Source organism: Acinetobacter sp. ACNIH1 (assembly GCF_002934695.1).
In the GTDB taxonomy this organism is placed as follows: domain Bacteria; phylum Pseudomonadota; class Gammaproteobacteria; order Pseudomonadales; family Moraxellaceae; genus Acinetobacter; species Acinetobacter variabilis.
This window is the reverse complement of the sequence record NZ_CP026420.1, coordinates 1531663-1556151: the sequence shown is the minus strand read 5'-3', so window position 1 is coordinate 1556151 and position 24489 is coordinate 1531663. Positions and strand designations below refer to the sequence as shown.

The following is a 24489-nucleotide window of genomic DNA, read 5'->3' as shown; positions in this document are numbered from 1 at the left end:
TACACATGTTTGAGCGGATTATAACCGCATTGGTGCTGGTTGCAGTCGTACTGAGCTGTATGTTTGCGACCAAATCACAATATCCAATGTTCGCATTGATGGTTGTGGCTGCCGGGGTGGCAGGCTATGAGTGGTTTAAACTCATGCCGCGAAAATGTAAAAATGTTATCAAGCCAGTGGCGTGGGGCTATGGTCTACTGACTGCAGCCTTATCTGCACTGGCTTTATACTATTGGGATGTGGCCTTATTATTGTGGTCAGCATCTATCCTGACCTGGTTGCTGAGTATTTACTGGGTTAAAACCTATCCTGATTATGATGGCTGGTACAATGTCAGCTTGCATGGCATCGGGATTGTGCTGGTTTCTGCTGCTGTTACAGCAATCTTCTCGGTTTGGCTAAACTCTCCATGGTGGTTAATGTACCTGTTCCTGCTGGTTTGGGGTGCAGACAGTGGCGCTTACTTTGTTGGACGCAAATTCGGCAAGAAAAAACTCGCACCAAATGTCAGCCCAAACAAGTCGGTAGAAGGTCTATACGGCGGTATTCTTACCTCCATGCTCATCGTGGTTGTCGTCGCTTCACTTTATCTGGATATGACCTGGCCAGAGCTATGTCTGTTCCTTATCCTTTCTGTTATTACCGTGTTTAGTTCAGTGCTAGGTGACTTGTTTGAATCCATGATTAAGCGTCGTGCTGGAATCAAGGATTCGGGCCGTATTTTGCCGGGTCATGGTGGTGTACTAGATCGTATTGATTCTTTGCTTGCTGCAGCTCCTATCTTTGCAACAGGCATATATGTTTTAAAACTTATTGGCGTAGATTTATAAATGTCACAAGCTGTTTGTATACTGGGTGCTACAGGTTCAATTGGTCAAAGTACTTTAAAAATTTTGCAGCAACATCCTGAAGCTTACTCGGTTTTCGCTGTGACAGCGCAAAGTCGTATTACTGAGCTGGCAGAAATCTGTCAGCAGTACCGTCCTAAAGTGGCTGTAGTGCCTGCAAATAAGGTCGATGAGCTTTCTCAGTTGCTACAAGTGCAGGGCTTATCAGATATCGAAATTCTTCAGGATGAAGCGGGCTTAATTTCAGTCGCAGAGCATGCTGATGTTGATATTGTGATGGCAGCAATAGTCGGGGCGGCAGGCCTGCTTCCTACATTGGCTGCAGTCAAAGCGGGTAAGCGTGTCCTGTTGGCCAATAAAGAAGCCTTGGTCATGTCCGGCGACATCATGATGCAAGCCGCGCGAGATTATGGTGCATTATTATTGCCTGTCGACTCTGAACATAATGCAATTTTCCAGTGCCTGCCTCAAAACTACTTTGATGCCGAACGTAATGGTCAACCTAAGCTCGGTGTTCATCAGATTTTACTGACTGCTTCTGGCGGTCCATTCCTGAACCATTCGCTTGAACAATTGCATGATGTGACACCTGCTCAAGCCTGCAAACATCCTAACTGGTCAATGGGGCAAAAGATTTCCGTAGATTCCGCTACTTTAATGAATAAGGGACTGGAACTTATCGAAGCGTGTCATTTGTTTGCAGTTCAAGAACAATTTGTTACAGTTGTTGTGCATCCACAGAGTATTATTCATTCCATGGTGCAATATGTGGATGGGTCGACATTGGCACAAATGGGCAACCCGGATATGGGCACACCAATTGCACATGCTTTGGCATGGCCGCAACGGATCAGTACCCATATCCCGGCTCTGGATATGTTTAAGCATTCACAGCTGAATTTCCAGGAACCGGATGTGGTTCGTTTTCCAGCACTGAAATTGGCGCGTCAAGCCATGAAGAGTGGTGGAATTGCGCCTACAATTTTGAATGCGGCCAATGAAATTGCAGTTGCTGCATTTTTAAATCAGCAAATCAGATTTACCCAAATTCCTCAGGTGGTTGAAACTGTCCTGAACCAGATGGACAATCAACCAGCACACGATCTGGATACTATCCTGCATGCAGATCACACAGCACGAGGTTTATCACAGCAATATGTTGTGAATAAAGGAAGTTAAGACATGAACGCCTTGTTTATTATTGCAGCCGCAATCCTATTACTCGGTCCCTTAATTGCGATTCACGAGTTTGGTCACTACATTGTGGCACGTAAACTGGGCGTTAAAGTGCTGGTCTATTCCATTGGTTTTGGGCCAACCCTTCTAAAATGGACTTCCAAAAAATCCGGTATCCAATATCAGCTTTCAGCTTTGCCTTTGGGTGGTTATGTCAAAATGCTGGACGAGCGTGAAGGCAGTGTGGCAGAAGAAGACTTGCCTAAAGCCTTTAACCGTCAGCATCCCTGGAAACGTATTGCCATCGTTGCTGCGGGTCCTCTCATTAACCTGCTTTTAGCCGTTGTTCTGTTCTGGGTACTTTTTTTACCTGCACAAGAACAGCTGAATACTCGTGTAGGCAAGGTCTTACCAAACACACCGGCAGCCGCTGTACAGATGCAGCCGGGTGACAAGATTGTCGCTGTAGATGGTGCGCAAGTCGAAACTTGGGAAAAACTGAGTTATGCCTTGGTGGATCGTGTGGGTGAAACTGGTGTGGTCTCGATTCAGGCAGACCGTGCGGGTGAAAACAAGATATTCCAGTTACCAATTCAAGACTTTCTTAAAGATCAAAGTCAGTCACCCCTTGATACACTAGGTTTCTTGCCATATCGTCCGGAAATTCCGGCTGTGGTGAGCAAACTGAGTGAAGATGGTGCAGCCATTCGTCAGGGTCTTAAAGAAGGTGACAAGATTCTGGCCATTGATGGTGTACAGATGAAAGACTGGTTCGATGTGGTACAGGTTGTACAGGCATCACCAGAAAAATTACTTAAGATAGATGTATTACGTGGTAATCAGGTCGTGCATCTTCAAGTCATGCCGCAAGGAAAACGTGACAATATGGGGAATGTAACCGGTATGCTCGGAGTTCAAAGTGATCCGGGTAAGGTGACAATTCCTGCTGAATATAAACAGACAATTCACTATACGCCTGTTGAGGCGATGGTGATGGCCTTTGACAAGACAGCACATCTGTCTTCAATGATCTTGAACTCGATCGTCAAAATGGTACGTGGTCTGATTGGTCTGGATAATCTTTCTGGCCCGATTACCATTGCCAAAGTGGCGGGACAAAGCGCGGAAATGGGTTGGGAAACTTTTATTTCCTTTATGGCGCTAATGAGTGTAAGTTTAGGGATATTAAATTTATTGCCAATCCCAATGCTTGATGGCGGACACCTGGTTTATTATTTTATCGAATTAATTCGTGGTAAACCTGTTTCTGAACAAATACAATTGGTTGGATTAAAAATTGGTATGGTACTGCTCGGCAGTATGATGCTTTTGGCATTATTTAATGACTTTATGCGTTTATAATAACGTAAATGGAATAATTAACAGCGGAAAAGACTGGCATGCAGCACACACATTTATTTATGCCTTTGGCACTCGTTAGTGCAATGGCAGTAGCACAACAAGTATATGCGGCAGAAGACTTCATTGTACAAGATATAAAATTTGATGGATTGGTACGTTTAACTCCAGAAAATGTGTACGGCTTGGTGCCAATCAACAGTGGTGACCGGGTGAATGATCCGATCATTGCCAATGCGATTCGTAGCTTGTATGCATCTGGACTATTTGATGACATTAAAGCCGTTCAGCAGGGCAATACCTTGGTATTCCAGGTTGTAGAACGTCCGGTAATTTCAAAAATCGAGCTGAAAGGCAATAAGCTGATTCCAAAGGAAGCGCTGGAAGAAGGCCTGAAAAAAATGGGTCTGGCTGAAGGTGAGGTACTGAAGAAATCTGCACTGCAAACAGTCGAAACCGAGCTGGAACAGCAATATATGCAGCAAGGTCGTTATGATGCCGATATTACGGTAACAACGACACCGCGACCAAATAACCGCGTTGAAGTGTTGATTGATTTTGTTGAAGGTAAAGCCGCTAAAGTTTTTGATATCAATATTATCGGCAATACTGTCTTTAAAGAATCAGATATCAAGCAGGCTTTCGCTGTTAAAGAAAGTGGCTGGAGCTCGGTCATTTCACGTAATGACCGTTATGCACGTGAAAAAATGGCTGCGAGCCTGGAAGCTTTGCGTGCGATGTATCTGAACCGTGGTTACATCAACTTCAATATTACCAATTCAAGTCTGAACCTGAGCGAAGATAAAAAGAATGTCTTTATTGAAGTTTCAGTCAATGAAGGCGAACAGTTTAAGTTTGGACAAACCAAATTCCTAGGCGATGCGCTTTATAAACCTGAAGAGCTGCAAGCTTTGCAGTTGTATAAAGAAGGCGATACATACTCTCAGGAACGAGTGAATGCGGTCAAGCAGCTATTGCTACGTAAATATGGTAATGCTGGTTATTACTATGCTGAAGTAAATGTTGTACCTCAGATTAATAATGAAACTAAACAGGTTGACCTGAACTATTATATTAACCCAGGTCAGCAAGTGACTGTACGTCGGATCAACTTCACCGGTAACTCTAAAACTGCCGATGAAGTATTACGTCGTGAAATGCGCCAGATGGAAAGTGCGCTGGCAAGCAATGAGAAGATTGACCTGTCTAAAGTACGTTTAGAACGTACTGGTTTCTTTAAAACAGTTGATATTAAGCCTGTTCGTATTCCTGGATCACCAGATCAAATTGATTTGAATGTGGCAGTTGAAGAACAGCATTCAGGTACAAGTACTCTAGCTGTTGGTTTCTCTCAAAGTGGTGGTGTAACGTTCCAGGCTGGATTAAGTCAGACTAACTTCCTGGGTACAGGGAACAGCGTTTCGATTGACCTGTCACGTTCTGAAACTCAAGATTATTATAACTTGAGTGTAATGGACCCGTACTTCACGATTGATGGTGTACGGCGCGGTTATAATCTTTACTACCGTAAAACAAAGTTGGATGATGACTATAACGTAAACAACTATGTTACAGACAGCTTGGGTGGTGGTATTAACTTTGGTTATCCAATTGATGAGAACCAGAGTGTAAGCCTGGGTCTGAATATAGACCAGACTGAAGTGACCACAGGGCCATATGTATCTACATATGTGGCTGACTATTTGGAACGTAATGGTGGTAAAGAAACCAAGCGTGGTGACTTCTGTCCAGGTCAGGTTGAATCTGCAACAGGCAACTGTGTAGATGCAGATGGTGATCCACTTGATACTATTTCATATGGTCAAGAGTTTAAGGGTGATTTCTTGACCTATAACCTGAATCTGGGTTGGTCTTATAACACCTTGAACCGTCCAATGTTCCCGACTACAGGTATGTCACATCGTGTCAATGCAGAAATTGCCTTGCCGGGTAGTGATGTGGAATATCAAAAGCTCACCTATGACGCTCAAGCTTTCTTCCCATTAGGCAAAGACTTTGTTCTGCGTGGTTATGGTCGTTTAGGTTATGGTAATGACCTGCCTTTCTATAAGAACTTCTATGCCGGTGGTTATGGTTCGGTACGTGGTTATGAAAACAGTACCTTAGGTCCTAAATATCCAGGCGTATATTTCTCTGACATCGGCCGAACTGATCCATCCCCAGAAGAAGTGGGCGGTAATGCTTTAGTTCAGTTTGGTACTGAGTTAGTTCTGCCTGTTCCATTTAAGGGAGATTGGGCGCGTCAGGTTCGTCCGGTACTCTTTGCTGAAGGTGCTCAAGTATTTGATACTCAGTGTGATGTATCTAATGATAATATTTTCGTGAATGGCAGCTCGATTAGTGGTAAACAGTACTGTAAAGATAACTTTGGTTTCGATGCAGGCAATATGCGTTATAGCGTAGGTGCTGGTTTCACCTGGATTACCATGATTGGTCCATTATCACTGAGCTATGCATACCCGTTGAATGATAAAGACGGTGATGAAACTCAAAATGTTCAGTTTGAAATTGGACGTACTTTCTAAGAAAACTTTGATCTTAAATATAAATTTTGCTCATGAAGCCATCAGGTTTTGTGAGCAAAATTTTTTGAATGGGTAAAAACATGAAAAAAATGATGATGGCAATGGGTATTGCTTTAGCGGGATTAACTTCATTGTCACATGCGGATGATTACGGAATTGTTGATCTGGAAAAAGTAGTACAAAACAGTACCTATTTAAAGCAGCAAAATGCCACTCTGGAAAATGAAATCAAGCCGCAAACCGCACAGATTGCACAGTTTCAAAAAGACCTTGCTGCAATCAAGCAAAAAGGCCAGGCTGCAAAAACACCAGCAGAACGTGAAAAAATAGCCAAAGAATTTGAAGGTAAAGCGACTCAACTGGCAGGTGTGCAGCAACAAGTACAGGCAACTGTGCAAACGCGCATGCAAAGTGTAAATAAGGCTTTTGAAGGAAATCTGAAGCGTGCTGCTGAACAATTGCGCCAAGAAAACAAGCTAGATGTGGTTTTAAATAAAAATTCCGTACTTGCTTATGACGCGAAGTATGATTTAACTGATAAAATGATTCAAAAGGTTAATGCAATTAAATAATCGATGAATCATCAAAAACTTCAGTTAGCTGACCTCGCTCGTCTTGTCCAAGGTGAGTATGTAGGTCAGGCAGATTTATGTTTGAGAGGTTTGGCAAGTCTTGAAAATGCAACCTCTCATGACCTTGCATTTGTCAATGCAGATAAATATCTGGAACAGGCAGCTCAGAGTAAGGCAGGCGCTCTAATTGTGACTGCTGAATTAAAAGAGCAGTTAGCTTCCCAGCAAAACTTCATTGTCGTGGCCAACCCTTATCTGGCTTTTGCAATTCTGACTCACGTTTTTGAGAAAAAACATATGACTCAGGGAATTGAAAGTACCGCACAAATTCATCCATCTGCCATCATTGCTGACAGTGCCTATATTGGTCACTATGCGATCATTGGTGAGAATTGTGTGGTGGGTGAAAATACGATTATCCAGTCCCACGTTCAGGTCGACGACCAGGTTGAAATTGGCCGGGACTGTTTTATTGATGCACATGTGACTTTAACAGGTGCTGCAAAAATCGGTAATCGTGTTCGGATCCATGCCAATACCGTAATTGGTAGTGAAGGTTTTGGTTTTGCACCTTATCAAGGGAAATGGCATCGAATTGCCCAGTTGGGTTCAGTCCGTATTGCAGATGATGTCCGGATTGGCTCAAACTGTAGTATTGACCGGGGTGCACTGGATGACACAATTCTGGAACAAGGTGTCATTATTGATAATCTTGTGCAAATCGCCCATAACGTCAAGATTGGTGAAAATACTGCGATTGCAGCCAAATGCGGGATTGCCGGCAGTACCACGATTGGCAAAAACTGTATTCTTGCGGGGGCCTGTGGGGTAGCAGGACACCTACATATCACCAATAATGTGACCTTGACAGGAATGTCAATGGTGACAAATAACATTACTGAAGAAGGCACTTATTCTTCAGGCATGGGATTGTTGCCAAATCAGCAATGGAAACGCACAGTGGTTCGCTTAAGACAATTAGCAGATGTGCCATTGACCCAGTTGGTGAAACGATTGGATCATATGCAATCTCAAATTGAGTCCATTGAATCAACATTTAAGTTGCGTAAATAATTATGATGACAGAGTCGAATTTGCCTACATTCACGAAGCCTGAATTGCCAATGAATATTCAAAAGATTCGTGAATATTTACCCCATCGCTATCCATTTCTGCTGGTAGATCGCGTTGTTGATATTACCGAAAATGGCATTGTTGGTTATAAAAACGTCTCAATTAATGAAGAGTTTCTGCAAGGCCATTTTCCGAACTATCCAATCATGCCAGGCGTATTGATTGTAGAGGCATTAGCACAGATCTCAGGTATTCTTGGTTTTGTCATGAATAATGAAACTCCAAAAGAAGGTTCATTATTCCTTTTTGCTGGCGCTGAAAAGGTTCGATTTAAAAAACAAGTGGTTGCTGGTGACCAATTAGTACTTAAATCTGAATTAGTGATGCAAAAACGCGGCATTTATAAATATAATTGCATTGCCACAGTAGATGGCATTGTCGCAACAACCGCGGAAATTATGGTTTCCCATCTGAAAGTCGAGCAGGCATGAGCAATAATCCCCTAATTCATCCAACTGCCATCATTGACGCATCTGCAGTAATTGCTGCAGATGTACAGATTGGCCCTTACTGTATTATTGGGCCAAATGTCACGATTGGTGCTGGTACCAAACTGCATTCACATGTCGTGGTAGGTGGTTTCACACGTATTGGTGAACATAATGAAATTTTTCAGTTTGCCAGTGTCGGTGAAGTCTGCCAGGATCTGAAATATGCAGGTGAGGAAACCTGGCTGGAAATTGGTGATTATAACAAGATCCGTGAACACTGCAGTCTGCACCGTGGTACGGTGCAAGACAAAGGTATTACCAAGATTGGCAGTCATAACCTGTTAATGGTAAATACCCATATTGCACATGACTGTATGGTTGGTGATCATAATATTTTCGCAAATAATGTCGGTGTAGCGGGTCACGTACACGTAGGCGATTATGTCGTGATTGGTGGTAACTCAGGTATTCACCAGTTCTGTAAAATTGACTCTTACAGCATGATTGGTGGTGCTTCACTGATTCTGAAAGATGTTCCTGCCTATGTGATGGTATCGGGTAACCCGGCCCATGCATTTGCCATGAATGTTGAAGGCATGCGTCGTAAAGGCTGGTCGAAAGACGTGATTAATGGTTTACGTGAATCCTTTAAGCTGATTTACAAATCTGGCTTAACGACTCAGGAAGCCATCGAGAAAATCCGTAACGAGATTCTTCCAGAAGTTTCTGAAGCACAACGTCTGATTGATTCACTCGAACAATCAAAGCGTGGCATTGTGCGCTAAGCTAAAGAAATGAAAGTAGAATTAAAAAAAGACACCTTCGTGGTCATTGCTGTCCCACAATTTTTCACAAGAGGAAGCTCAAATGAGCTTCCTCTTGTTTTATGGGTATTTTATCGGGTGAAAATAAAGCTTTTAAAGTTCTTCTTTCAAACAAATTCACTTGAATTATTCTGAGTAAACGTTGAACTGTCCAACCTGTTTTTCCTAAATGTTGAGCGAAACTCACCAATAAATAGGCGATCATCGCAATCCAGATTTGTGTCTGAATTGCGTTCCTGCTGCGGCCTAGAAACGCTTTTAATTTGAGATTCTGCTTAATCGCCTTAAAGAACAGCTCAACTTTCCAACGATCTTTATAAATCGCCGCAATGGTGGAGGCGGCTAAATGAAAGTTATTGCTGAGAAAGCTAAAGTGCTTGCCACTTTGCTGATCTCTATATTCAATTCTTCTTAACACTGGGGCTTTTCTTTTTAGGGCATGTGCGCTATTCAGCTGAATGGTTTCATCTTTTAGAATACCTTTGGATTCAAGCACTGGATGTTGCTGGATCACCTGATACACAGATTTAGGCCTAAAACGTGTGACAAATCCAATGTTTTGAGCAGTCAGATTTGCATACCATTGGTAATCGACATAGCCTTTATCAAAAACTACAATGCTGCCAGCAGGAAACTGGAATTTGCGGCCTTGTACCATGTCATTTTCTTTGCCATTTTCAACTGCAACAAACTCAGGAATATCATTGCTGTGATTCAATCCTATACTGAGTTTCATGCTGGCTTTTGAGTCGTGAACTTTGGCCCATTCACATAAGGAAAGCGACAGGTCAATATGACTGGCATCCAAGGAATACAAGGGATTCTTAAAGCGAAATTTATGAGCTACTTTTGAGTGTTCATAGTATTTAAGCAACTTGTAAAATAGCTGTTGATACAAGGCAGCAGGCTGTTGCTCATTGATGCGTGCCAGCGTGCTTCGGGGAATAGACTTTGCTCCGAGATGACTTAGCTTTTCCTGTTGGCACTCCAAATTGGATTGAATATCTCTCAGACTTTGCCTACAAGAGAATTGAGACATCAATATGGCAATAAACTGATCCCACCGGGAAGCCGCTCTAAATTTCTGTCCAACATGGTGTACTTTAGCAAGTTGTTCAAAATCCTGTCGCACAACAGGTTTAATTAGCTCATGAAATACGGTATTCTGATGTGACAAAACCTGAATCCTGGTCGTTAAAGTGTTTGTTTGCACTCATATTTTAACTGTTAGGACTCAGGTTTTTTTATTTAAAGCAAACTATGGGACAGCAGTGCCTTCGTGGTGTCTTTTTTTATGGGACTTTTTATTTACTTCAAAAATTTAACTTCTTCAGCTTTCGGATAGTTCTTGAGTAGTTTCGCTTTATATTGCGAAGCAAGAGTAGTGTTCTTTTCTACATCCTTACTAATATTATAAAGCTGATAAAGGGCAGTAGAGGCTTTTGCAGAATTTGGATAGCGGTCAACCACAATCAGATAATTCTTCTTTGCTTCATTAAAATTCGGTGGGTCAATGGACAGGTTAAATTCGGCTAACCAGAAGTGAGCATTGCTGATATAGACACTATTCGGATTATTCTTGATAAAATTCTGCATTGGTGCAATAGCTTTAGCTGCACCACCATTTTTATAGGCATCCAGTGCAATGGTATAAGCCGCTTTTTCCTGCTCACTCGGCTGTTGCGTTGTGGATGCCTGATGAGTGGCTACTGGAGCATTAGAGCTTAAACTGGGAGAAATATCCTGTTGGTTATCCTCCGCGGGAGTATCTTCAGCAGGTTCAATTTTTTGCTGCAACAGTTCAAGACGTTGATCCAGATCTGCATAGCGGTTGGTTAATTCGCTCTTTAATCTTTCGATCTCATTTTCTTGTTCTTCGATTTTTCCTCGTAAACTGCGTAGATCATTTTCAAGCTGCTGGTTTTTTTGCATAAGCTGCCAGCTGGTATTGGTCTGAGGTGCATCTGCGCCTGTAGCAATGGCAGATTGAGTGCTGATATTATTTGATTGAGCACCTTGGCTGAGTCCACGTGATTCGATAGGAATCGCAGCAAAAAGAGAGGTTGTACAGAGTGCAGTGAGGGCACACAATACCTGTTTCTTAAACATCATATAAGTTCCATGATTCTTGGCGAGATTATGTATCCGCAGCTCATTTATTCTAAAAGAGATAACCCGTTTATAGCTTCACATTTAAAACGGCATTTTTAGAAATTGCAACAAGGTTTTACAAAGATCATGTGAATTTCGATATTCATGAATTAATTGTGAAGAATATTAAAAAATCAGCATCTTGGGGCATATTGTTTTTAAAATAATCAAACGGATAGCTTATGCCGAAAATTTGAAATACAGCCCTTGCAACTTCAATAAAAATCTCTATACTCTGTTCCTGTAATGGTAGCCCTGCCGGTTACTTCGCAATTGTACTCTATGAACCCCGCCAGGACCGGAAGGTAGCAACGGTAGTAGATCTATGATGTGCCGGAGCTTTGCTGGTAGGGTTGCCACCAGATTTATAATTATAAAATTTCTCTATATTATTTTTTTATTTTTCAATCTTAATTTCTATTGTTTTCTATTCCTTTTAATCTTTACTTTCAATCTTCTATTCACAGCTGCTTTCGTGGATGCCATATTGTTTGGAATATTGAAATTCAATCTTTTGAATAGACTATCTTAATTTGAGTTTTTGAAAGCTTTTTGTTGTTCGGGATTAATTGTAAATTAAGGGAAACTATTTAAGTTAAGCAGGATGGCAAAGAGGAAAATAAAAAAATAGCCTAAGCATATTTTTCACAAATACAAAAGAATTAATCTTCGGCTTTGCGGCTAATCGCTTTCATGATCGCATCCATTTCAAAACCACGATACATTAGAAAACGGATCTGTTTGGCTTTAAGTTTTGGGTCTTTCGTCACTTCTGGACCATATTTTCTAAGCTTCAGTTCATAAGCCTGTTGTACCCAGTCCGTTTCTTTGAGTTCTTCACTGACCAGGGCAGTATCAATTTTTTTGCTTTTCAGCTTCATTTTAATCTGATTGGGACCTTTGCCTTTACGCTTTTGGCTCGACAACATGATTTCAGCGACACGTTGATCACTTTGATAGTTTTCTCTAGATAGCTCTTCAACCAAAGTGACCACTTCATTTCGATCTTCTGCATAAAGCGCCAGTTTCTCAATGAGTTCAGCTTTGGAGTATTCTTTGCGAGTTAGTACAGCAAAGGCATAAGAACGCAAACGGGTGCCGGTTAGACCGGGTTTCTTCTGCTCTTTATCGGAGTTACCAAATAAGCTGTCTTCCGGATCAAATTCTGGCAAAGTCTGTGACTCAACAGGTGCAGGAGTGACTGAATCTTCAGCATCACCAAACTGCTGTTTAATCGCGTCATAGTCCAAAAGTTTGCTGAATTTTGCGTCTGACATATTGATCTCGATAAAAATATCTATTCCATAATAACAAAAACGCCCCGTAGGGCGCTCTGTTATGACGTTCAAGGATTATGCATCCAGAAAGTCTGCTGGTTCTTCTTCGTCTTTATCTTCGACTACTTTGCTTGTAGTAAGCAGTTGCTCACGGATCAGTTTTTCAATAGTATCCGCCAGCTCTTTGTGTTCTTCCAGATAACGGATGGTATTGTTCTTACCTTGGCCAATCTTGTCGCCTTGATATGAATACCATGCACCCGCTTTCTGAACAATTTCTTGCTGTACTGCAAGGTCAATCAGTTCACCAAGATGGTTAACACCTTTACCATACAGAATCTGGAACAGAGCTTCTCTGAATGGAGGTGCCATTTTATTTTTCACAACTTTGACTTTGGTTTCAGAACCTACAATCTCATCGCCTTCTTTTACCTGACCGATACGGCGAATATCCAGACGTACCGAAGCGTAGAATTTAAGTGCATTACCACCAGTAGTTGTTTCCGGGCTACCGAACATTACACCAATCTTCATACGGATCTGGTTAATGAAGATCACCATACAGTTTGAACGCTTGGCATTACCGGTAATTTTACGCAGTGCCTGGCTCATCAAACGTGCTTGCAGACCCATATGTGAGTCACCCATTTCACCTTCAATCTCGGCACGAGGCGTCAATGCAGCAACAGAGTCGACTACGATCAGGTCAATCGCACCGGAACGCACCAGCATGTCAGCGATTTCAAGTGCCTGTTCACCGTTGTCTGGTTGAGAAACCAGCAGGTTATCAATATCTACACCGAGTTTACGGGCATATTGAGGATCAAGCGCGTGCTCGGCATCGATGAATGCACATGTACCGCCAGCTTTTTGACATTCAGCAATCGCTTGCAATGTCATTGTGGTTTTACCTGAAGATTCAGGACCATAAATCTCGATAATACGGCCTTTCGGTAAACCACCAATACCCAGTGCGATATCAAGCGTTAAAGAACCTGTAGATACAGCTTCAACTGCTTGCACGGTATTGTCACCAAGACGCATCACTGTGTTTTTACCAAACTGTTTTTCAATCTGGCTTAAGGCAGCGTTGAGCGCCTTGTTTTTATTCTCATCCATCTTACAACCTCAATACGATGTCACAAACTTAGTACTCAAGTGGATGTCTTACATTAGAGCTTCGTTCCACAGGAATATAGTGACAGAAATTTCCCTTGTGTTCTATAAAATCCAGCAGTGTTACGACACATGCTGACGCTTGAATTTAATCATCATTATATGACCAATGTTGATCAAAGTTCTGACTATTTTCATTCTTGAATCGACTGATGTCTCGACGATCTTTTTTGCTTGGCCGATGATCGGGACGCGCTAGATTATGCAACTTTCTTTGTGATGCAATCAATTCCCGGCGAGCGATACTGACTTCAGTTTCTTCATACAGTTTCTGTGCCACAGGTGCAGGACCACGAACATCAGAAAGTTCTTTTACAACTACGGTTTTTTTGTCGATACCTTGCTGAATCGTCAACTCCATACCCACACGGACTTCGCGAGATACTTTTACACGCTCACCATTATGATGGACTTTACCGCCCTCAATAGCATTCTTGGCAATGGAACGGGTTTTAAAAAAACGTGCCGCCCACAGCCATTTATCTATACGCATGCCTACCGCATCTTCGGGTAAAGACGATTTACGCATATTGCTTGTTTACCTCAGACTGATTTAAATGAGTGATTAAATCTGTTAATTGGTGCAGCATCGGGTAATTGCAAGTCTGGCGTGCAACTTTACTGGAAGAAGGTCGCTGGATGCAGAACAAGTTCTGGATGCCATAAGCCTTGGCGCCATTCAGGACTTTTTCGGTATCATCAATAAAATAGACCTGCTCAGGATCAAAGGGGTGCAAAGCATTCAGACCTTGCCAGAATTCTACAAATTCCTTGGCATGTCCAATGCTTTCCGAGCTGACAATGACATTGAAATAATCTTTGAGATTCAGATGATCCAGTTTGAAGGCGAGTCCTGCACAGTCGGCATTGGTGGCAAGCCAGATCGGATAGCCATTATTTTTAAGATAATCGAGTAATTCCAAGCAATAAGGGCGTAAGCTAACTTTATCTTTATGCTCAATTTGCATGGCCAGAACATCGACTTCGACTTTAGCCGTCCAGAAGCGAGAAGAGTACCAGTTTAGGGTATGATTATGTTGCTGATAGAATGCATAAAGCGTTTCGCGGCTCTGTTCCAGACTACAGCCATGTGTTTCAGCATAGCGGACCGGTAATAACTCGTTCCAGATGAAATCATCGTAGGCAAGATCAAGTAAAGTTCCGTCCATATCAAAAATGACAGGCGGTTTTTCTGAGCAATTCGACATATAAGGTTTTCTATGTTTAAAGCGACAATAGCACCACAAGATCCGATGATTTTGCAGTTTGTGCCCATTTTGACACAGGCCTGTGAAATTTTGCGAGAAGAATATCAGCGTTATTGTTCAGGTGCTGCGTTTGATATTGTCAAGAAAAGTGATGATTCTCCTGTGACCCAGGCAGACTATCGGGTGAATAGTTATTTAACCCAAGCTTTAGCGGAAATCTCAGAATTGCCTTTATTGTCAGAAGAGGGGCAGCAGGATCAGCGTCATGCCTGGACAGATTTCTGGTTACTAGATCCTCTGGATGGCACCAAAGAGTTTTTGCATCAGCGCCCCGAATTCACGATTAATCTCAGTCTGGTCAGAGGCAGTCTGACTACTTTTGCCATTTTGGCGGTTCCTGCACAGCAGCTAATTTATTTCTGTCCTGAAGAAGGCTTGCCGATTAAATACGATATTCAGAATCAGGCATGGTTTGGCTATGAGTCAGCTACCGATCATCAGGATGTCTTTGTCGGTCTGAGTCAGAGCAGTCAGCAGAAGCCAAAATATATCGAGTATCTGCAAAGTCTGGCTAAACTTAGCGCGTACACCGAGTTCAAGGCAGGAAGTGCCTATAAATTCTGCATGATCCTTGAAGACCGGGTAGATATTTATCCTCGTTTCCATCCAACCTCTGAGTGGGATACCAGTGCCGGTCAATGCATGCTCGAGCGGATTGGCGGAGGGTTGGTTGATCTGGAAGGTCGGCCATTCATCTACAACCAGCGCAAGACCTTACTGAATGGCGGGTTTATCGCCTATAAGAATGAAGCTATGAAAGTACTAGCCTTACAGGCACTGGCGGACATGCAAGACAATGATTGAGCTCATAGCCGTTCATGGTATAGTGAGGAAGATTCCGTTGATAGATCAGTTGGCAAGATTGTGGCATTAAAACTGCTTCCACCAAGTATGCTCAGTGCAATAGATTTATTGCCTGATACCAAGACACCTGTGACTCTGTTTACGCGGCATTCTCTGCGTGAAGATGTCGCTGGTCAGGGACTGGCAGGTTACGATTTGCAGTTGACGCCGCAAGGACGTGATCTGGCGCAGGAATGGGGTGCTTATCTGGTTAATCAGACAGATCGGCATATCCAGCATTGTATATCGAGTCCGATTCAGCGCTGTGTAGATACCGCAGCATTGATGATCGAGGGGGCAGATGCAACGGATAAAGCACCGCATACCCATAAGATTGAAATCGTTGAACAGGGTTTGCTGGTTGAGCCAGGCAGCTTTGTACTGGATATTCAAAAAGCAGGGCCATATTTCAAAAAACAGGGGGCATTGGGCTTTATCAATAGCTTCGTCAATAATGCCTTGCCCGGAATGAAACATCCCATTAATGGCGTAGTGGATGTACTGGAATTAATTTACAACACTCATCCGAAAACGCTGTATGGACTCAGTCTGGCGGTCAGTCATGACACCATTCTGGCAGCGATGATTGCAGTGATGTCTGGGCATCAGGAAGTCAGTCGTGAAGACTGGCCGAAAATGATGGAAGGTCTGTTTGTCTGGTTTGAGGGCGATGTATTTGAGGAATCTAAACTAAAATGGATCTGGCGTGGCAAAGTGCATGAGCTGGATATTTCCCAATTTCAGAATACCGAATTAAAGGTCAATAAATAATTCAAAGGCTCAATCATTTAGGTTGAGCTTTTTACATTTATCGTATGAAAGTGAAATAGAGTAATGATGAAATATCACTATGCTGATATTTAAACCAATTTTGGAAGCATAGGAGTTATCATGAAAATAATCACAATTTTAAGTCTGGTCGTTATGCTGGGATTAACTGCTTGTCAGCGTGATACAGACAATGCACAGCAAGACCAGACCACAACACCTCATTCTATGGATAAGGATGAATAATGTATTCTATTTTTATTTGAATAGAAGATTTCTATAACTAGGATTAGATAACTTTCTGGTATTCATAATTCTTTGTTGAATTAGTATTAAATTTCAGGCACAAAAAAAGCCCTAAAAGGGCTTCTTTTGATTTGCGATTAGTTAGAAGCTAATGCTTTAACTTGCGCGTTCAAACGGCTCTTATGACGAGCTGCTTTATTTTTATGGATGATACCTTTGTCAGCCATACGGTCGATTACTGGAACAGCTTTTTTGTAAGCTTCAGTAGCAACAGCATAGTCGCCAGCAGCAATAGCAGCTACTGTACGTTTAAGATATGTACGAACCATAGAACGCAAGCTTGCGTTGTGTTTGCGTGCTTTAACGTTTTGACGAGCACGTTTTTTTGCTTGAGCAGAGTTTGCCACTCGTGCACTCCTTGAAATAGATTGGTCTGGGCGGGCTGAAACTCAACTGAAAACCACATCAGAAGAACTATCACCAGCCCGTAAACAAGTGCCATATTTTGAGGAAACTATGGGCTTAAGTCAAGTCTTGACATGCTTTGACAACATTTTAGTTGCAGAAAAATTCTAAAGAAAACGTTAGATTAGTATCTAAGCAGGGAGATCGTACAAAAAATGACTAAAACCATTACATATCCTATCGTGATTGGCGCTACAGGCTTGGTCGGAAAGACTTTGGTACAACAGCTGGTAAATGAACCTAGTTGTAAGCGTATTAGCGTCATCGTGCGTAAACATCAACCAGAATTTGAACAGTGGCACAAGGTCAAGCAGGTGGTCGTTGAGGATTTCTTAATGCTCAATGATCAGGATGTCAGTGGCCATACTCATGCCTTTAGCTGTCTGGGTACCACGCTAAAGAAAGCCGGCTCCAAAGAAGCTTTTTATAATACCGATTACACCATCAACGCCCATTTTGCCGAACTGGTGCAGCAAACGGATGCTCATTATCTGTTGATTAGTGCGATGGGTGCCAATTCAAAATCCAGACTGTTCTATAACCGGGTAAAGGGTGAATTAGAGGATTATATCCAGACCTTGTCTCTGGAGCGTATCAGCTTGTTCCGACCCTCTTTGTTGATTGGTGAGCGAGATCATCAGCGTTTACTGGAAGACGCGGCACAGAACCTGTTTGACAAGTTTTCGCATTTCATCCCCGATTCTTTTAAATACAAGCCAGTGACAGCAGAGCAGGTGGCTCATACTATGGTATATGCAGCGCTGAATCAGACTGTGAAATTTGAAATTTATGATAATTTAGCCATACAAAAAATGAAATGAGGGTAAAAAATCGTGTCCAGCGTACCATTTGTAACTTGTGACCTGCTTGATGACAATCCGGATAAAAACTTGCAGGTGGTCACCCCATGCCTGGATGGCAAATTCTTTAGAAGCTATGGTGCACGTAAAAGTTTTGGCGGCCAGATTGTGACCGTAAAATGTTTTGAAGATAACTCTCGAGTAAAAGAGTTATTGGCGACAGATGGTACCGGCAAGGTTCTGGTTGTAGATGGTGGTGCTTCGATGCGTTGTGCATTGATGGGTGACCTGATTGCTGAGTCTGCGGTGAAAAACCACTGGAATGGTGTAATTATCTACGGCTGTGTCCGTGATGTCGATGCGATTGCTGAGCTTGATCTTGGTGTACATGCTTTAGCTTCTATTCCTCAAAAGAGCAACCGTAAGGGGATTGGTGAGGTAGATGTGCCGCTTTATTTTGGTGGCGTGACCTTTAAATCAGGTGAATACGTTTATGCCGATAACAACGGCATTATCTTGTCCAAAGAACAACTGGTGGACTAATTCCGGTTATTGAAAATATACAAAAACAAGCTATACCGTGGAAGTCAGGCAGTTTAGATTGCTGCTTTCACGGTTTGAAAATAATAAAGAGGACAGACGATATGTTAGGCCATCAGATTAAAGTAGCACAGGCATTGGCATCCGCATTTCTGGAAGGTGGACGTGGTACCACTGGAACACCATTTCCGAATCAGCCTGAAAAGCCTCTCAAGCTTTATGAATATGAAGGATCGCCATTCTGTCGTCGTGTCCGTGAGGTCATGACTTTACTGAATCTCGATTATGAAGTGTATCCGTGCCCACGAGGCGGTAAACGCTTTCGTCCCGAAGTGAAACAGCAAGGTGGCAAACTTCAGTTTCCATTTTTAGTAGATGAAAATACCGGAGATAAGCTATACGAATCTCAGGATATTATTCATCACCTGTTTAAGCATTATGGCAAGACAGGTAAGACTCCAGCCAAATATTCAAATTATCCAAAAGTGCCGGTTGCTGCCATTGCAGGTACGATGGTGAATGGTCTACGTGGTGGCATGGCTAAACCGTTGTCGAAGAATAGCCCTGCGCCTGAACAGCTTCTTGAGCTGTGGGGCTTTGAAGCCAGTCCATATACCCGTATTGTCCGTGGCGTATTGTCTGAACTGGAAATCCCTTACATCTATCATAATGTGGCAAAAGAACGTTGGCAGGATCAAGGTCTGGCAAAACTGCGTTTAAAACCGGGGAAATATGAACCTTTACCGGGTGGTAAGCGTGAACAGGTCTTAAAAGTAATGGGAGATAATATTCAGGTTCCTTATCTCGTTGACCCAAATACCAATACAAAAATGTTTGAGTCCAAAGATATTGTGGAGTATTTGAAGCAGCAATATGGTCCTGAGAAGAAAAGCAAAAAATAAACTGCTCCTAATATTTGGAAGATAAAAAATTGCCATCTGAAAATAGATGGCATTTTTATGGTTTATAAATTTAAATTTTCCAAGAACAAGAACTCTGCTTTCAAAATTATTCATACTTAGAGCTACTCACAATAAAGTTAAAAAAACTCATGATTTTTCTTCTTTTTTTGTTTATATTTTAATTTCAATGGGGTGATAAGAATAACGATAAGGGGTGTGCTTATGACAGCACAAGACGCCGTGCTACCGGTACCTGTATTAATTGTTGAAGACGAATATGTCATTCAGTGCCGTTTAAAGAACATATTGAAGGATCTGGGGTATAGTGATGAGGTATTGCTATTCGCCAATAATGTCAGGGAAGCCGAATATCTTCTGCAGCAAGAACCGTTCTGTTTAGCACTGATTGATCTTGGATTGCCAGATGGAAATGGCATTTCAATTATAGAAAAAATACATGAGCTCGGTTCACAAACTTTGATACTCGTCGTATCCGCTTGGAGTACTCAGGACAGTCTGCTAAAAGCAATTAAAGCAGGAGCAACTGGTTATGTACTCAAGGAACGTGATGATACAGAAGTAAGTCTGGCAATTCGTAGTATTTTGCGTGGCGGCGCACCCATTGATCCTTTTATTGCACGGGAAATTCTCAAGCAGATTTCCAGTTCAGAGCCATCTTCCTCTTTGGAGCAGATCGTACTTGATCCTGAACAGGAAAGCTTGACTCAACGGGAAAAAGAAATTCTTTCATTGGTGGCACAGGGGCTCAGCAATCGTGAAATTGCTGATGAACTCTGCGTGTCACGTTATACCGTTGAAAGTCATATCAAGCATATTTACCGCAAACTCTCTGTTAGCAAGCGGACTAAAGCAGTGAGCACCGCCCGGCATTTAGGTATTCTTTAGTGCGAATGCTATCCGTTAGCAAGATGTTTAGACAAGGACTAAGGCTCCTCGCTCTATTAATGATAGGGAGCTGGCTGAGCCTGTTCTCTTGCATCAGTCTGGCACAGAATAATTTTCAGATTAACGAGCTTTGTCAGGTGAACATTGAGCAGCAACAAAAAGTTCAAGTCCCAAGTCATCTCGAAATTCCGGATGCGGGCTGGCAACCTGTAACATTGCCGGATAACTGGAAAAATAACTGGCCAAAATATAATGGGGGTGCCTGGTATAAAATTCGCTGGGACTGGTCTTGTCAGGACAATATACGTCTCGCTGAACCCATTGTTTTTGGTATTGATTATCTGAACTCTGCTGGAGCTGTTTTCCTGAATGATGATCTGCTGTGGTCGGATCAAAACCTGCAAGAGCCTTTGTCTAAAAGCTGGAATGTACCACGTTACTGGATTTTGCCCATTGCGGGCTTGAAGCAGACAGACAATGAACTGCTGATTTATGTACGAGGCTATAGTTTCCAGGGTGCAGGGCTTGGCAGAATTGAATTTCACAACATCATGGCCAATGACCAGCATTACTCAAAAAAGATCTGGGATCGCCGTACGCTCTTTCAGATCAATATGATTCTATCCGGTACGATTGGAGTCATTAGCCTGATTATCTGGCTATTCCGACGTTCAGAAACCACTTTTGGCTGGCTGGCGTTGAGTTCATTATTGTGGATTCTGTTTATCTCCAATGTATTAACCACAGAGAATTTTCCTTTTCCCTCCAGTATATGGGCCAGTAAAGCCAATCTGATTTTTTTTATCGTCTATATGCACTGTTTTTGTCTGTATCTAATTCGGTTCCTGAAGCAGAAATTTCAGCGTTTGGAGCGGGGATTTATCGGGGTGACTGCTTTATTCAGTGTATTCATCATAGCCAGTTCTTTAGATCATTTAGAAGCAGTGCTCAGTGTTGCTTTTGTCTGCTATGTGCTGCTTTATATTAGTTGTGTCATCTATGTTAGCTACTGGGCAATTAAAACTCGAAATGGCGAATATCTGTTTCTGATGCTTTGTCTGTGGGGAATTTTGCTGTGTGTCATTATAGATCTGATCATTCTGGGTCAAACGGCGGTTAGTGAATTCTCACCTTTATCACCTTATACATCACCGATTATTATCCTGTTTGTCGTGCTAATTATGGGGACACGACTGAATCGTAATATTAAAAAAATCGAAAAATTTAATACGCAGCTGGAATCCAAAGTACGGCAAGTCAGTGCAGATCTAAATAAAAGCCTGAGTGATCAGCATAAGCTGGAACTGGATAATGTGCGTTTGCAGGAACGGATTAATCTGTCACATGAACTGCATGATGGACTAGGTGGCTCGATTGTGCGTTCCATGATTCTGGTGGATCAAAGTACCGAAAACATTTCCAATCGACAGTTTTTATCTATGCTGAAGCTGCTTAGGGATGACCTGCGTCAAATCATCGATAGCGGTTCTTCTATTGACAATAAAGTGCCTGAAACGCCAGTGATCTGGATTGCGCCAGTACGTTACCGATTTACTCAATTGCTGGAAGAAATGGATATCGCCGTAGAATGGTCATTTCCTAAAGTCTGGCAGCGTGAACCTACGGCTTTACAATGTCTGACCCTGATCCGTGTGGTAGAAGAAAGCTTGACCAATATTATCAAGCATAGTCAGGCCACAAAAGTGAGTGTGAGTATGGAATATACACAACCACATCAACTGACTTTAAAAATTCAGGACGATGGTATCGGTTTTAATCCGGAGATGGTGCAGAAAAATGGCATGAGCATTGGTATGCGCAGTATGAAAATGCGTATTGAACGCATGGGTGGAATGCTGGATATTCAGTCTGCGAAAGGCGATACTTGCGTACACGTGGTGATGGAACTCTATCAGCCTTAATCATCTCAAAATTATACATACATAAAAAAGAAGGATCATATGATCCTCTTTTTTTATAGACTTAAAATGACCGAGATATAAAAACTTACTCTTCTTCAGCCGGTGGCACTAGCATCAGTACAGAATCATTCAATAGCTCAGCAACATCCTCCAGTATATCTTCGTCAGCGAAATCTTCATCCAATAAGACACGCGCACCATCAGCAATCTGCTTCAGTTTTGAAGTAAATGATTCAGAAATACAGATTCCCTCACCATTGGCCCAGAATAAGGTTTCACCATCTTCTTCTGTATAGAGTAAGCGTGAAGCGGGTTCAAGCATCAGGCTATAGCCCTGATCAAGTGCTTCTTCCAGATCACCTGTACCAATTTCTTCAGCTTCCGGAATATTCTCTTCATATTTTGGTTCTGACATCAGGCTCATGATGGCATCTTCAAGCACATTGGAGTTATGCAACTGCTCCATGATTTTGCCTTTCAGATATTCAAGTTCATTGCCTGTGACTTCACCCGCAGCACTGATATGATCGCGAATGATGTCAGTCAATGGATTGCGTAAGACTTCATTTTCCGAAAATTTATCGCCTACACGGTCCATCATGTCACTGACATTTGGCATACGGAAACCAAAAGAGAAAGTCAGACAGTCATCTTCTGCTACGCCGTAATGAGACAGACCGGGTGGAATATACAGCAAATCACCGGGTGCAAGAACTTCATCAAAATGCACATCCATTTCTGGCAATAATTTTAATGGCTGCCCCGGTACAAGTTCGGTCTCGGCATCACACATTTGCCCCAGTTGCCAGCGGCGATGACCATAGCCTTGAACCAGAAAAACATCATAAAAGTCGAAATGTTGACCGACTGAACCGCCTTGAGGTGCATAAGACACCATGATGTCATCACGACGCCATTGAGGGATAAAGGCAAACTTTTTCCAGAGTTCAGACAGGTCGAAAGAATAGTGATCCACAGCCTGAACCAGTAAAGTCCAAAGCTTAGGCATCTTCTGGAAGTCAGCTTTTAATAAAGGAGATGTCTTGACCGACCACTGATTTGGATCACGATCTTTCTGCTTGATCAGACGTGCAGTGACATTTTCTTCAAGTGCTAGCTCCATCACATCATCAGGCTCTAGCAGGCCTGCGATTTCAGGCATGGCATTACGTACCAGCAGCGGTTTTTTTTGCCAGTATTCGGCAAGGAATTGTTCAGCGGTAATACCGCCTAAAACGTCTAGAGGTAGGGACATAAATAAAGCCTAAAATAAAGGAGATTAAGGAACTAAAATCTTTAGCTCACGCAGAATATTGCATAGCTGAATCATCGGCATACCCATCAGGGTAGTTTGATCCTGACCGATCATGGTTTCAAACAGACTGATCCCAAGGCTTTCACATTTAAAACTACCGGCACAATGCAGCGGCTGTTCGATCTCTACATAACGCTCAATTTCCGCTTGAGACAGTTTGCGGAATTTGACTTTATAATGTTCTACCAGCGTACGTTCAAAACCGGTAGATTTCTGCTGAACGCTAAGAGCCGTACTGAAATACACAATCTTGTCCGAATTGGCCTGCAGCTGGCGAATGGCCTTTTCTATTGTTAAAGGCTTACCCATAAAGATATCTGGTGCGCCTTCACGCCAGGCTACCTGATCAGAACCAATTACAATCGCATCAGGATGTAGCTCAGCGATATGACGAGCTTTTTCAAAAGCCAGGCGTTTGGCTAATTCATCCGCATGATTTTCACCTTGGGGTGATTCATCTATGTCCGGGACGACCGATACGTAATCAAGACGTAGACGGTTCATCAGTTCTTTACGGGTCTGGCTTGAAGAAGCCAAGATGATTTTTGCGGTATTCATTAGACAGCGTATTCTTCTAAAATATGGAGAGGAACGTAAGCAAGGACAGCTTTGTGACAGGCTTGCAGCTTGATCGGTGGCGCTTGTCCAGCTTCATAAGCTTCTACCCAGCGTGTAACGCAGATACACCAGAAATCACCAGGTTGCAGTCCAGGAAATCCCAGTTCTGGTAATGGTGTAATCAGGTCATTGCCCACTTTCTGGGAAAAATTCAGAAATTCAGAGGTCATCTGTGCACAGACAGTGTGCTGTCCCAGATCGGTAGGTGCGGTATGGCAAAAGCCATTACGGAAATACCCAGTAATGGGATCAAAACAACAGCTTGCCAAAGGCTCGCCCAGAACATTGAGACGGTTAAGATTAGGATCAGGATGTATCGACATAGGTACTGAATCTGGAAGAAGCTTTTTTCTATCATAACAAAACTTTGGCATTCATAATGTTTTCTGCAAAAGATGCTAA

The 24489-nt window shown here is 42.4% G+C and carries 26 protein-coding genes and 1 other RNA gene; 17 read left to right on the top strand and 10 right to left on the bottom strand.

Annotation, left to right across the window (positions count from 1 at the left end; translation table 11 throughout):
* The first annotated feature begins 5 nt into the window (after window positions 1-5).
* The 8 genes from C3F22_RS07675 to lpxA all read left to right on the top strand — a co-directional run bounded on the left by C3F22_RS07675 (window position 6) and on the right by lpxA (window position 8851).
* The gene (locus tag C3F22_RS07675) at window positions 6-830 is read left to right on the top strand and encodes a phosphatidate cytidylyltransferase (protein ID WP_034702638.1); all 825 of its coding nucleotides are present in this window, start codon (window positions 6-8) and stop codon (window positions 828-830) included.
* Window positions 831-2027: a 1-deoxy-D-xylulose-5-phosphate reductoisomerase gene (gene ispC, locus C3F22_RS07670; protein ID WP_104426205.1), complete on the top strand. Its 1197-nt coding sequence runs from the start codon at window positions 831-833 to the stop codon at window positions 2025-2027.
* Window positions 2028-2030: 3 nt separating this feature from the next.
* Window positions 2031-3386 carry an RIP metalloprotease RseP gene (gene rseP / locus C3F22_RS07665; RefSeq protein WP_104426204.1) on the top strand — a complete coding sequence of 452 codons (1356 nt, stop codon included), beginning with the start codon at window positions 2031-2033 and terminating at the stop codon, window positions 3384-3386.
* A gap of 38 nt (window positions 3387-3424) precedes the next feature.
* A complete protein-coding gene (gene bamA, locus C3F22_RS07660) occupies window positions 3425-5929 on the top strand; it encodes an outer membrane protein assembly factor BamA (RefSeq protein WP_104426203.1) in 2505 nt (834 codons plus the stop codon).
* An 80-nt stretch (window positions 5930-6009) separates the two neighbouring features.
* Entirely contained in the window at window positions 6010-6501 is a 492-nt protein-coding gene (locus tag C3F22_RS07655) for an OmpH family outer membrane protein (protein WP_213064459.1), read from the top strand.
* Window positions 6502-6504: 3 nt separating this feature from the next.
* Window positions 6505-7575, top strand: coding sequence for a UDP-3-O-(3-hydroxymyristoyl)glucosamine N-acyltransferase (gene lpxD / locus C3F22_RS07650; protein WP_104426201.1), 1071 nt, complete (start codon window positions 6505-6507; stop codon window positions 7573-7575).
* A gap of 5 nt (window positions 7576-7580) precedes the next feature.
* Entirely contained in the window at window positions 7581-8066 is a 486-nt protein-coding gene (gene fabZ / locus C3F22_RS07645) for a 3-hydroxyacyl-ACP dehydratase FabZ (RefSeq protein WP_171064833.1), read from the top strand.
* On the top strand, window positions 8063-8851 hold the full coding sequence (gene lpxA, locus C3F22_RS07640; protein ID WP_004786156.1) for an acyl-ACP--UDP-N-acetylglucosamine O-acyltransferase: 789 nt from the start codon (window positions 8063-8065) through the stop codon (window positions 8849-8851). The genes fabZ and lpxA overlap by 4 nt, the downstream gene beginning before the upstream one ends.
* Window positions 8852-8915: 64 nt before the next feature.
* Here lpxA and C3F22_RS07635 read toward each other — a convergent pair whose 3' ends face one another.
* Together C3F22_RS07635 and C3F22_RS07630 are read right to left on the bottom strand one after the other, a co-directional pair.
* On the bottom strand, window positions 8916-10067 hold the full coding sequence (locus tag C3F22_RS07635) for an IS4-like element ISAbe18 family transposase (RefSeq protein WP_058951619.1): 1152 nt from the start codon (window positions 10065-10067) through the stop codon (window positions 8916-8918).
* 131 nt (window positions 10068-10198) lie between these two features.
* Window positions 10199-11002 carry a YbgF trimerization domain-containing protein gene (locus tag C3F22_RS07630; protein WP_104426200.1) on the bottom strand — a complete coding sequence of 268 codons (804 nt, stop codon included), beginning with the start codon at window positions 11000-11002 and terminating at the stop codon, window positions 10199-10201.
* A 295-nt stretch (window positions 11003-11297) separates the two neighbouring features.
* On the opposite strand from C3F22_RS07630, the gene ffs reads away from it, so the two are divergent.
* Window positions 11298-11394, top strand: an RNA gene (gene ffs, locus C3F22_RS07625) — signal recognition particle sRNA small type.
* Between the two features lie 309 nt (window positions 11395-11703).
* On the opposite strand, the gene C3F22_RS07620 is transcribed toward ffs, so the two are convergent.
* From C3F22_RS07620 to C3F22_RS07605, 4 genes are all read right to left on the bottom strand, one after another.
* The gene (locus C3F22_RS07620) at window positions 11704-12318 is read right to left on the bottom strand and encodes a regulatory protein RecX (RefSeq protein ID WP_104426199.1); all 615 of its coding nucleotides are present in this window, start codon (window positions 12316-12318) and stop codon (window positions 11704-11706) included.
* Window positions 12319-12393: 75 nt separating this feature from the next.
* Complete coding sequence (gene recA / locus C3F22_RS07615) at window positions 12394-13437, bottom strand: recombinase RecA (RefSeq protein WP_104426198.1); 1044 nt, start codon at window positions 13435-13437, stop codon at window positions 12394-12396.
* A 145-nt stretch (window positions 13438-13582) separates the two neighbouring features.
* On the bottom strand, window positions 13583-14023 hold the full coding sequence (locus tag C3F22_RS07610; protein WP_004786147.1) for an RNA-binding S4 domain-containing protein: 441 nt from the start codon (window positions 14021-14023) through the stop codon (window positions 13583-13585).
* Window positions 14016-14702, bottom strand: coding sequence for an HAD hydrolase-like protein (locus C3F22_RS07605; RefSeq protein ID WP_104426197.1), 687 nt, complete (start codon window positions 14700-14702; stop codon window positions 14016-14018). The genes C3F22_RS07610 and C3F22_RS07605 overlap by 8 nt, the downstream gene beginning before the upstream one ends.
* 12 nt (window positions 14703-14714) lie before the next feature.
* On the opposite strand from C3F22_RS07605, the gene C3F22_RS07600 reads away from it, so the two are divergent.
* The 3 genes from C3F22_RS07600 to C3F22_RS18535 all read left to right on the top strand — a co-directional run bounded on the left by C3F22_RS07600 (window position 14715) and on the right by C3F22_RS18535 (window position 16619).
* Window positions 14715-15566, top strand: a complete 852-nt coding sequence (locus tag C3F22_RS07600; RefSeq protein WP_104426196.1) for a 3'(2'),5'-bisphosphate nucleotidase CysQ family protein — start codon at window positions 14715-14717, stop codon at window positions 15564-15566.
* A 60-nt stretch (window positions 15567-15626) separates the two neighbouring features.
* Window positions 15627-16376, top strand: coding sequence for a histidine phosphatase family protein (locus C3F22_RS07595; RefSeq protein WP_104426195.1), 750 nt, complete (start codon window positions 15627-15629; stop codon window positions 16374-16376).
* A gap of 120 nt (window positions 16377-16496) precedes the next feature.
* Window positions 16497-16619 (top strand): hypothetical protein, encoded by a 123-nt coding sequence (locus C3F22_RS18535; RefSeq protein ID WP_004786141.1) that lies wholly within the window; start codon window positions 16497-16499, stop codon window positions 16617-16619.
* Window positions 16620-16756: 137 nt separating this feature from the next.
* Here the strand turns inward: C3F22_RS18535 and rpsT are convergent, their stop codons facing one another.
* Complete coding sequence (gene rpsT, locus C3F22_RS07590) at window positions 16757-17026, bottom strand: 30S ribosomal protein S20 (RefSeq protein WP_004786139.1); 270 nt, start codon at window positions 17024-17026, stop codon at window positions 16757-16759.
* 213 nt (window positions 17027-17239) lie between these two features.
* Here rpsT and C3F22_RS07585 point away from each other — a divergent pair, with 213 nt between their 5' ends.
* The 5 genes from C3F22_RS07585 (at window position 17240) to C3F22_RS07565 (ending at window position 22154) form a co-directional block, all read left to right on the top strand.
* The gene (locus C3F22_RS07585; protein WP_034702612.1) at window positions 17240-17905 is read left to right on the top strand and encodes an NAD-dependent epimerase/dehydratase family protein; all 666 of its coding nucleotides are present in this window, start codon (window positions 17240-17242) and stop codon (window positions 17903-17905) included.
* Window positions 17906-17917: 12 nt separating this feature from the next.
* A complete protein-coding gene (gene rraA / locus C3F22_RS07580) occupies window positions 17918-18427 on the top strand; it encodes a ribonuclease E activity regulator RraA (RefSeq protein ID WP_104426194.1) in 510 nt (169 codons plus the stop codon).
* A gap of 101 nt (window positions 18428-18528) precedes the next feature.
* Complete coding sequence (locus C3F22_RS07575) at window positions 18529-19326, top strand: glutathione S-transferase N-terminal domain-containing protein (protein ID WP_034702605.1); 798 nt, start codon at window positions 18529-18531, stop codon at window positions 19324-19326.
* 222 nt (window positions 19327-19548) lie between these two features.
* Window positions 19549-20232: a LuxR C-terminal-related transcriptional regulator gene (locus C3F22_RS07570; RefSeq protein ID WP_034702603.1), complete on the top strand. Its 684-nt coding sequence runs from the start codon at window positions 19549-19551 to the stop codon at window positions 20230-20232.
* 59 nt (window positions 20233-20291) lie between these two features.
* Window positions 20292-22154 (top strand): ATP-binding protein, encoded by a 1863-nt coding sequence (locus tag C3F22_RS07565; protein WP_104426193.1) that lies wholly within the window; start codon window positions 20292-20294, stop codon window positions 22152-22154.
* 85 nt (window positions 22155-22239) lie between these two features.
* Here the strand turns inward: C3F22_RS07565 and C3F22_RS07560 are convergent, their stop codons facing one another.
* From C3F22_RS07560 to C3F22_RS07550, 3 genes are read right to left on the bottom strand one after another with little or no spacing between them, the layout of a single operon-like run.
* Window positions 22240-23409: a cupin domain-containing protein gene (locus C3F22_RS07560; protein WP_104426192.1), complete on the bottom strand. Its 1170-nt coding sequence runs from the start codon at window positions 23407-23409 to the stop codon at window positions 22240-22242.
* A 24-nt stretch (window positions 23410-23433) separates the two neighbouring features.
* On the bottom strand, window positions 23434-24027 hold the full coding sequence (locus C3F22_RS07555) for a Maf family protein (RefSeq protein ID WP_034702599.1): 594 nt from the start codon (window positions 24025-24027) through the stop codon (window positions 23434-23436).
* Window positions 24027-24410 (bottom strand): DUF2237 family protein, encoded by a 384-nt coding sequence (locus tag C3F22_RS07550; RefSeq protein WP_034170328.1) that lies wholly within the window; start codon window positions 24408-24410, stop codon window positions 24027-24029. Before C3F22_RS07550 ends, C3F22_RS07555 begins: the two co-directional genes overlap by 1 nt.
* Between the last annotated feature and the right edge of the window lie 79 nt (window positions 24411-24489).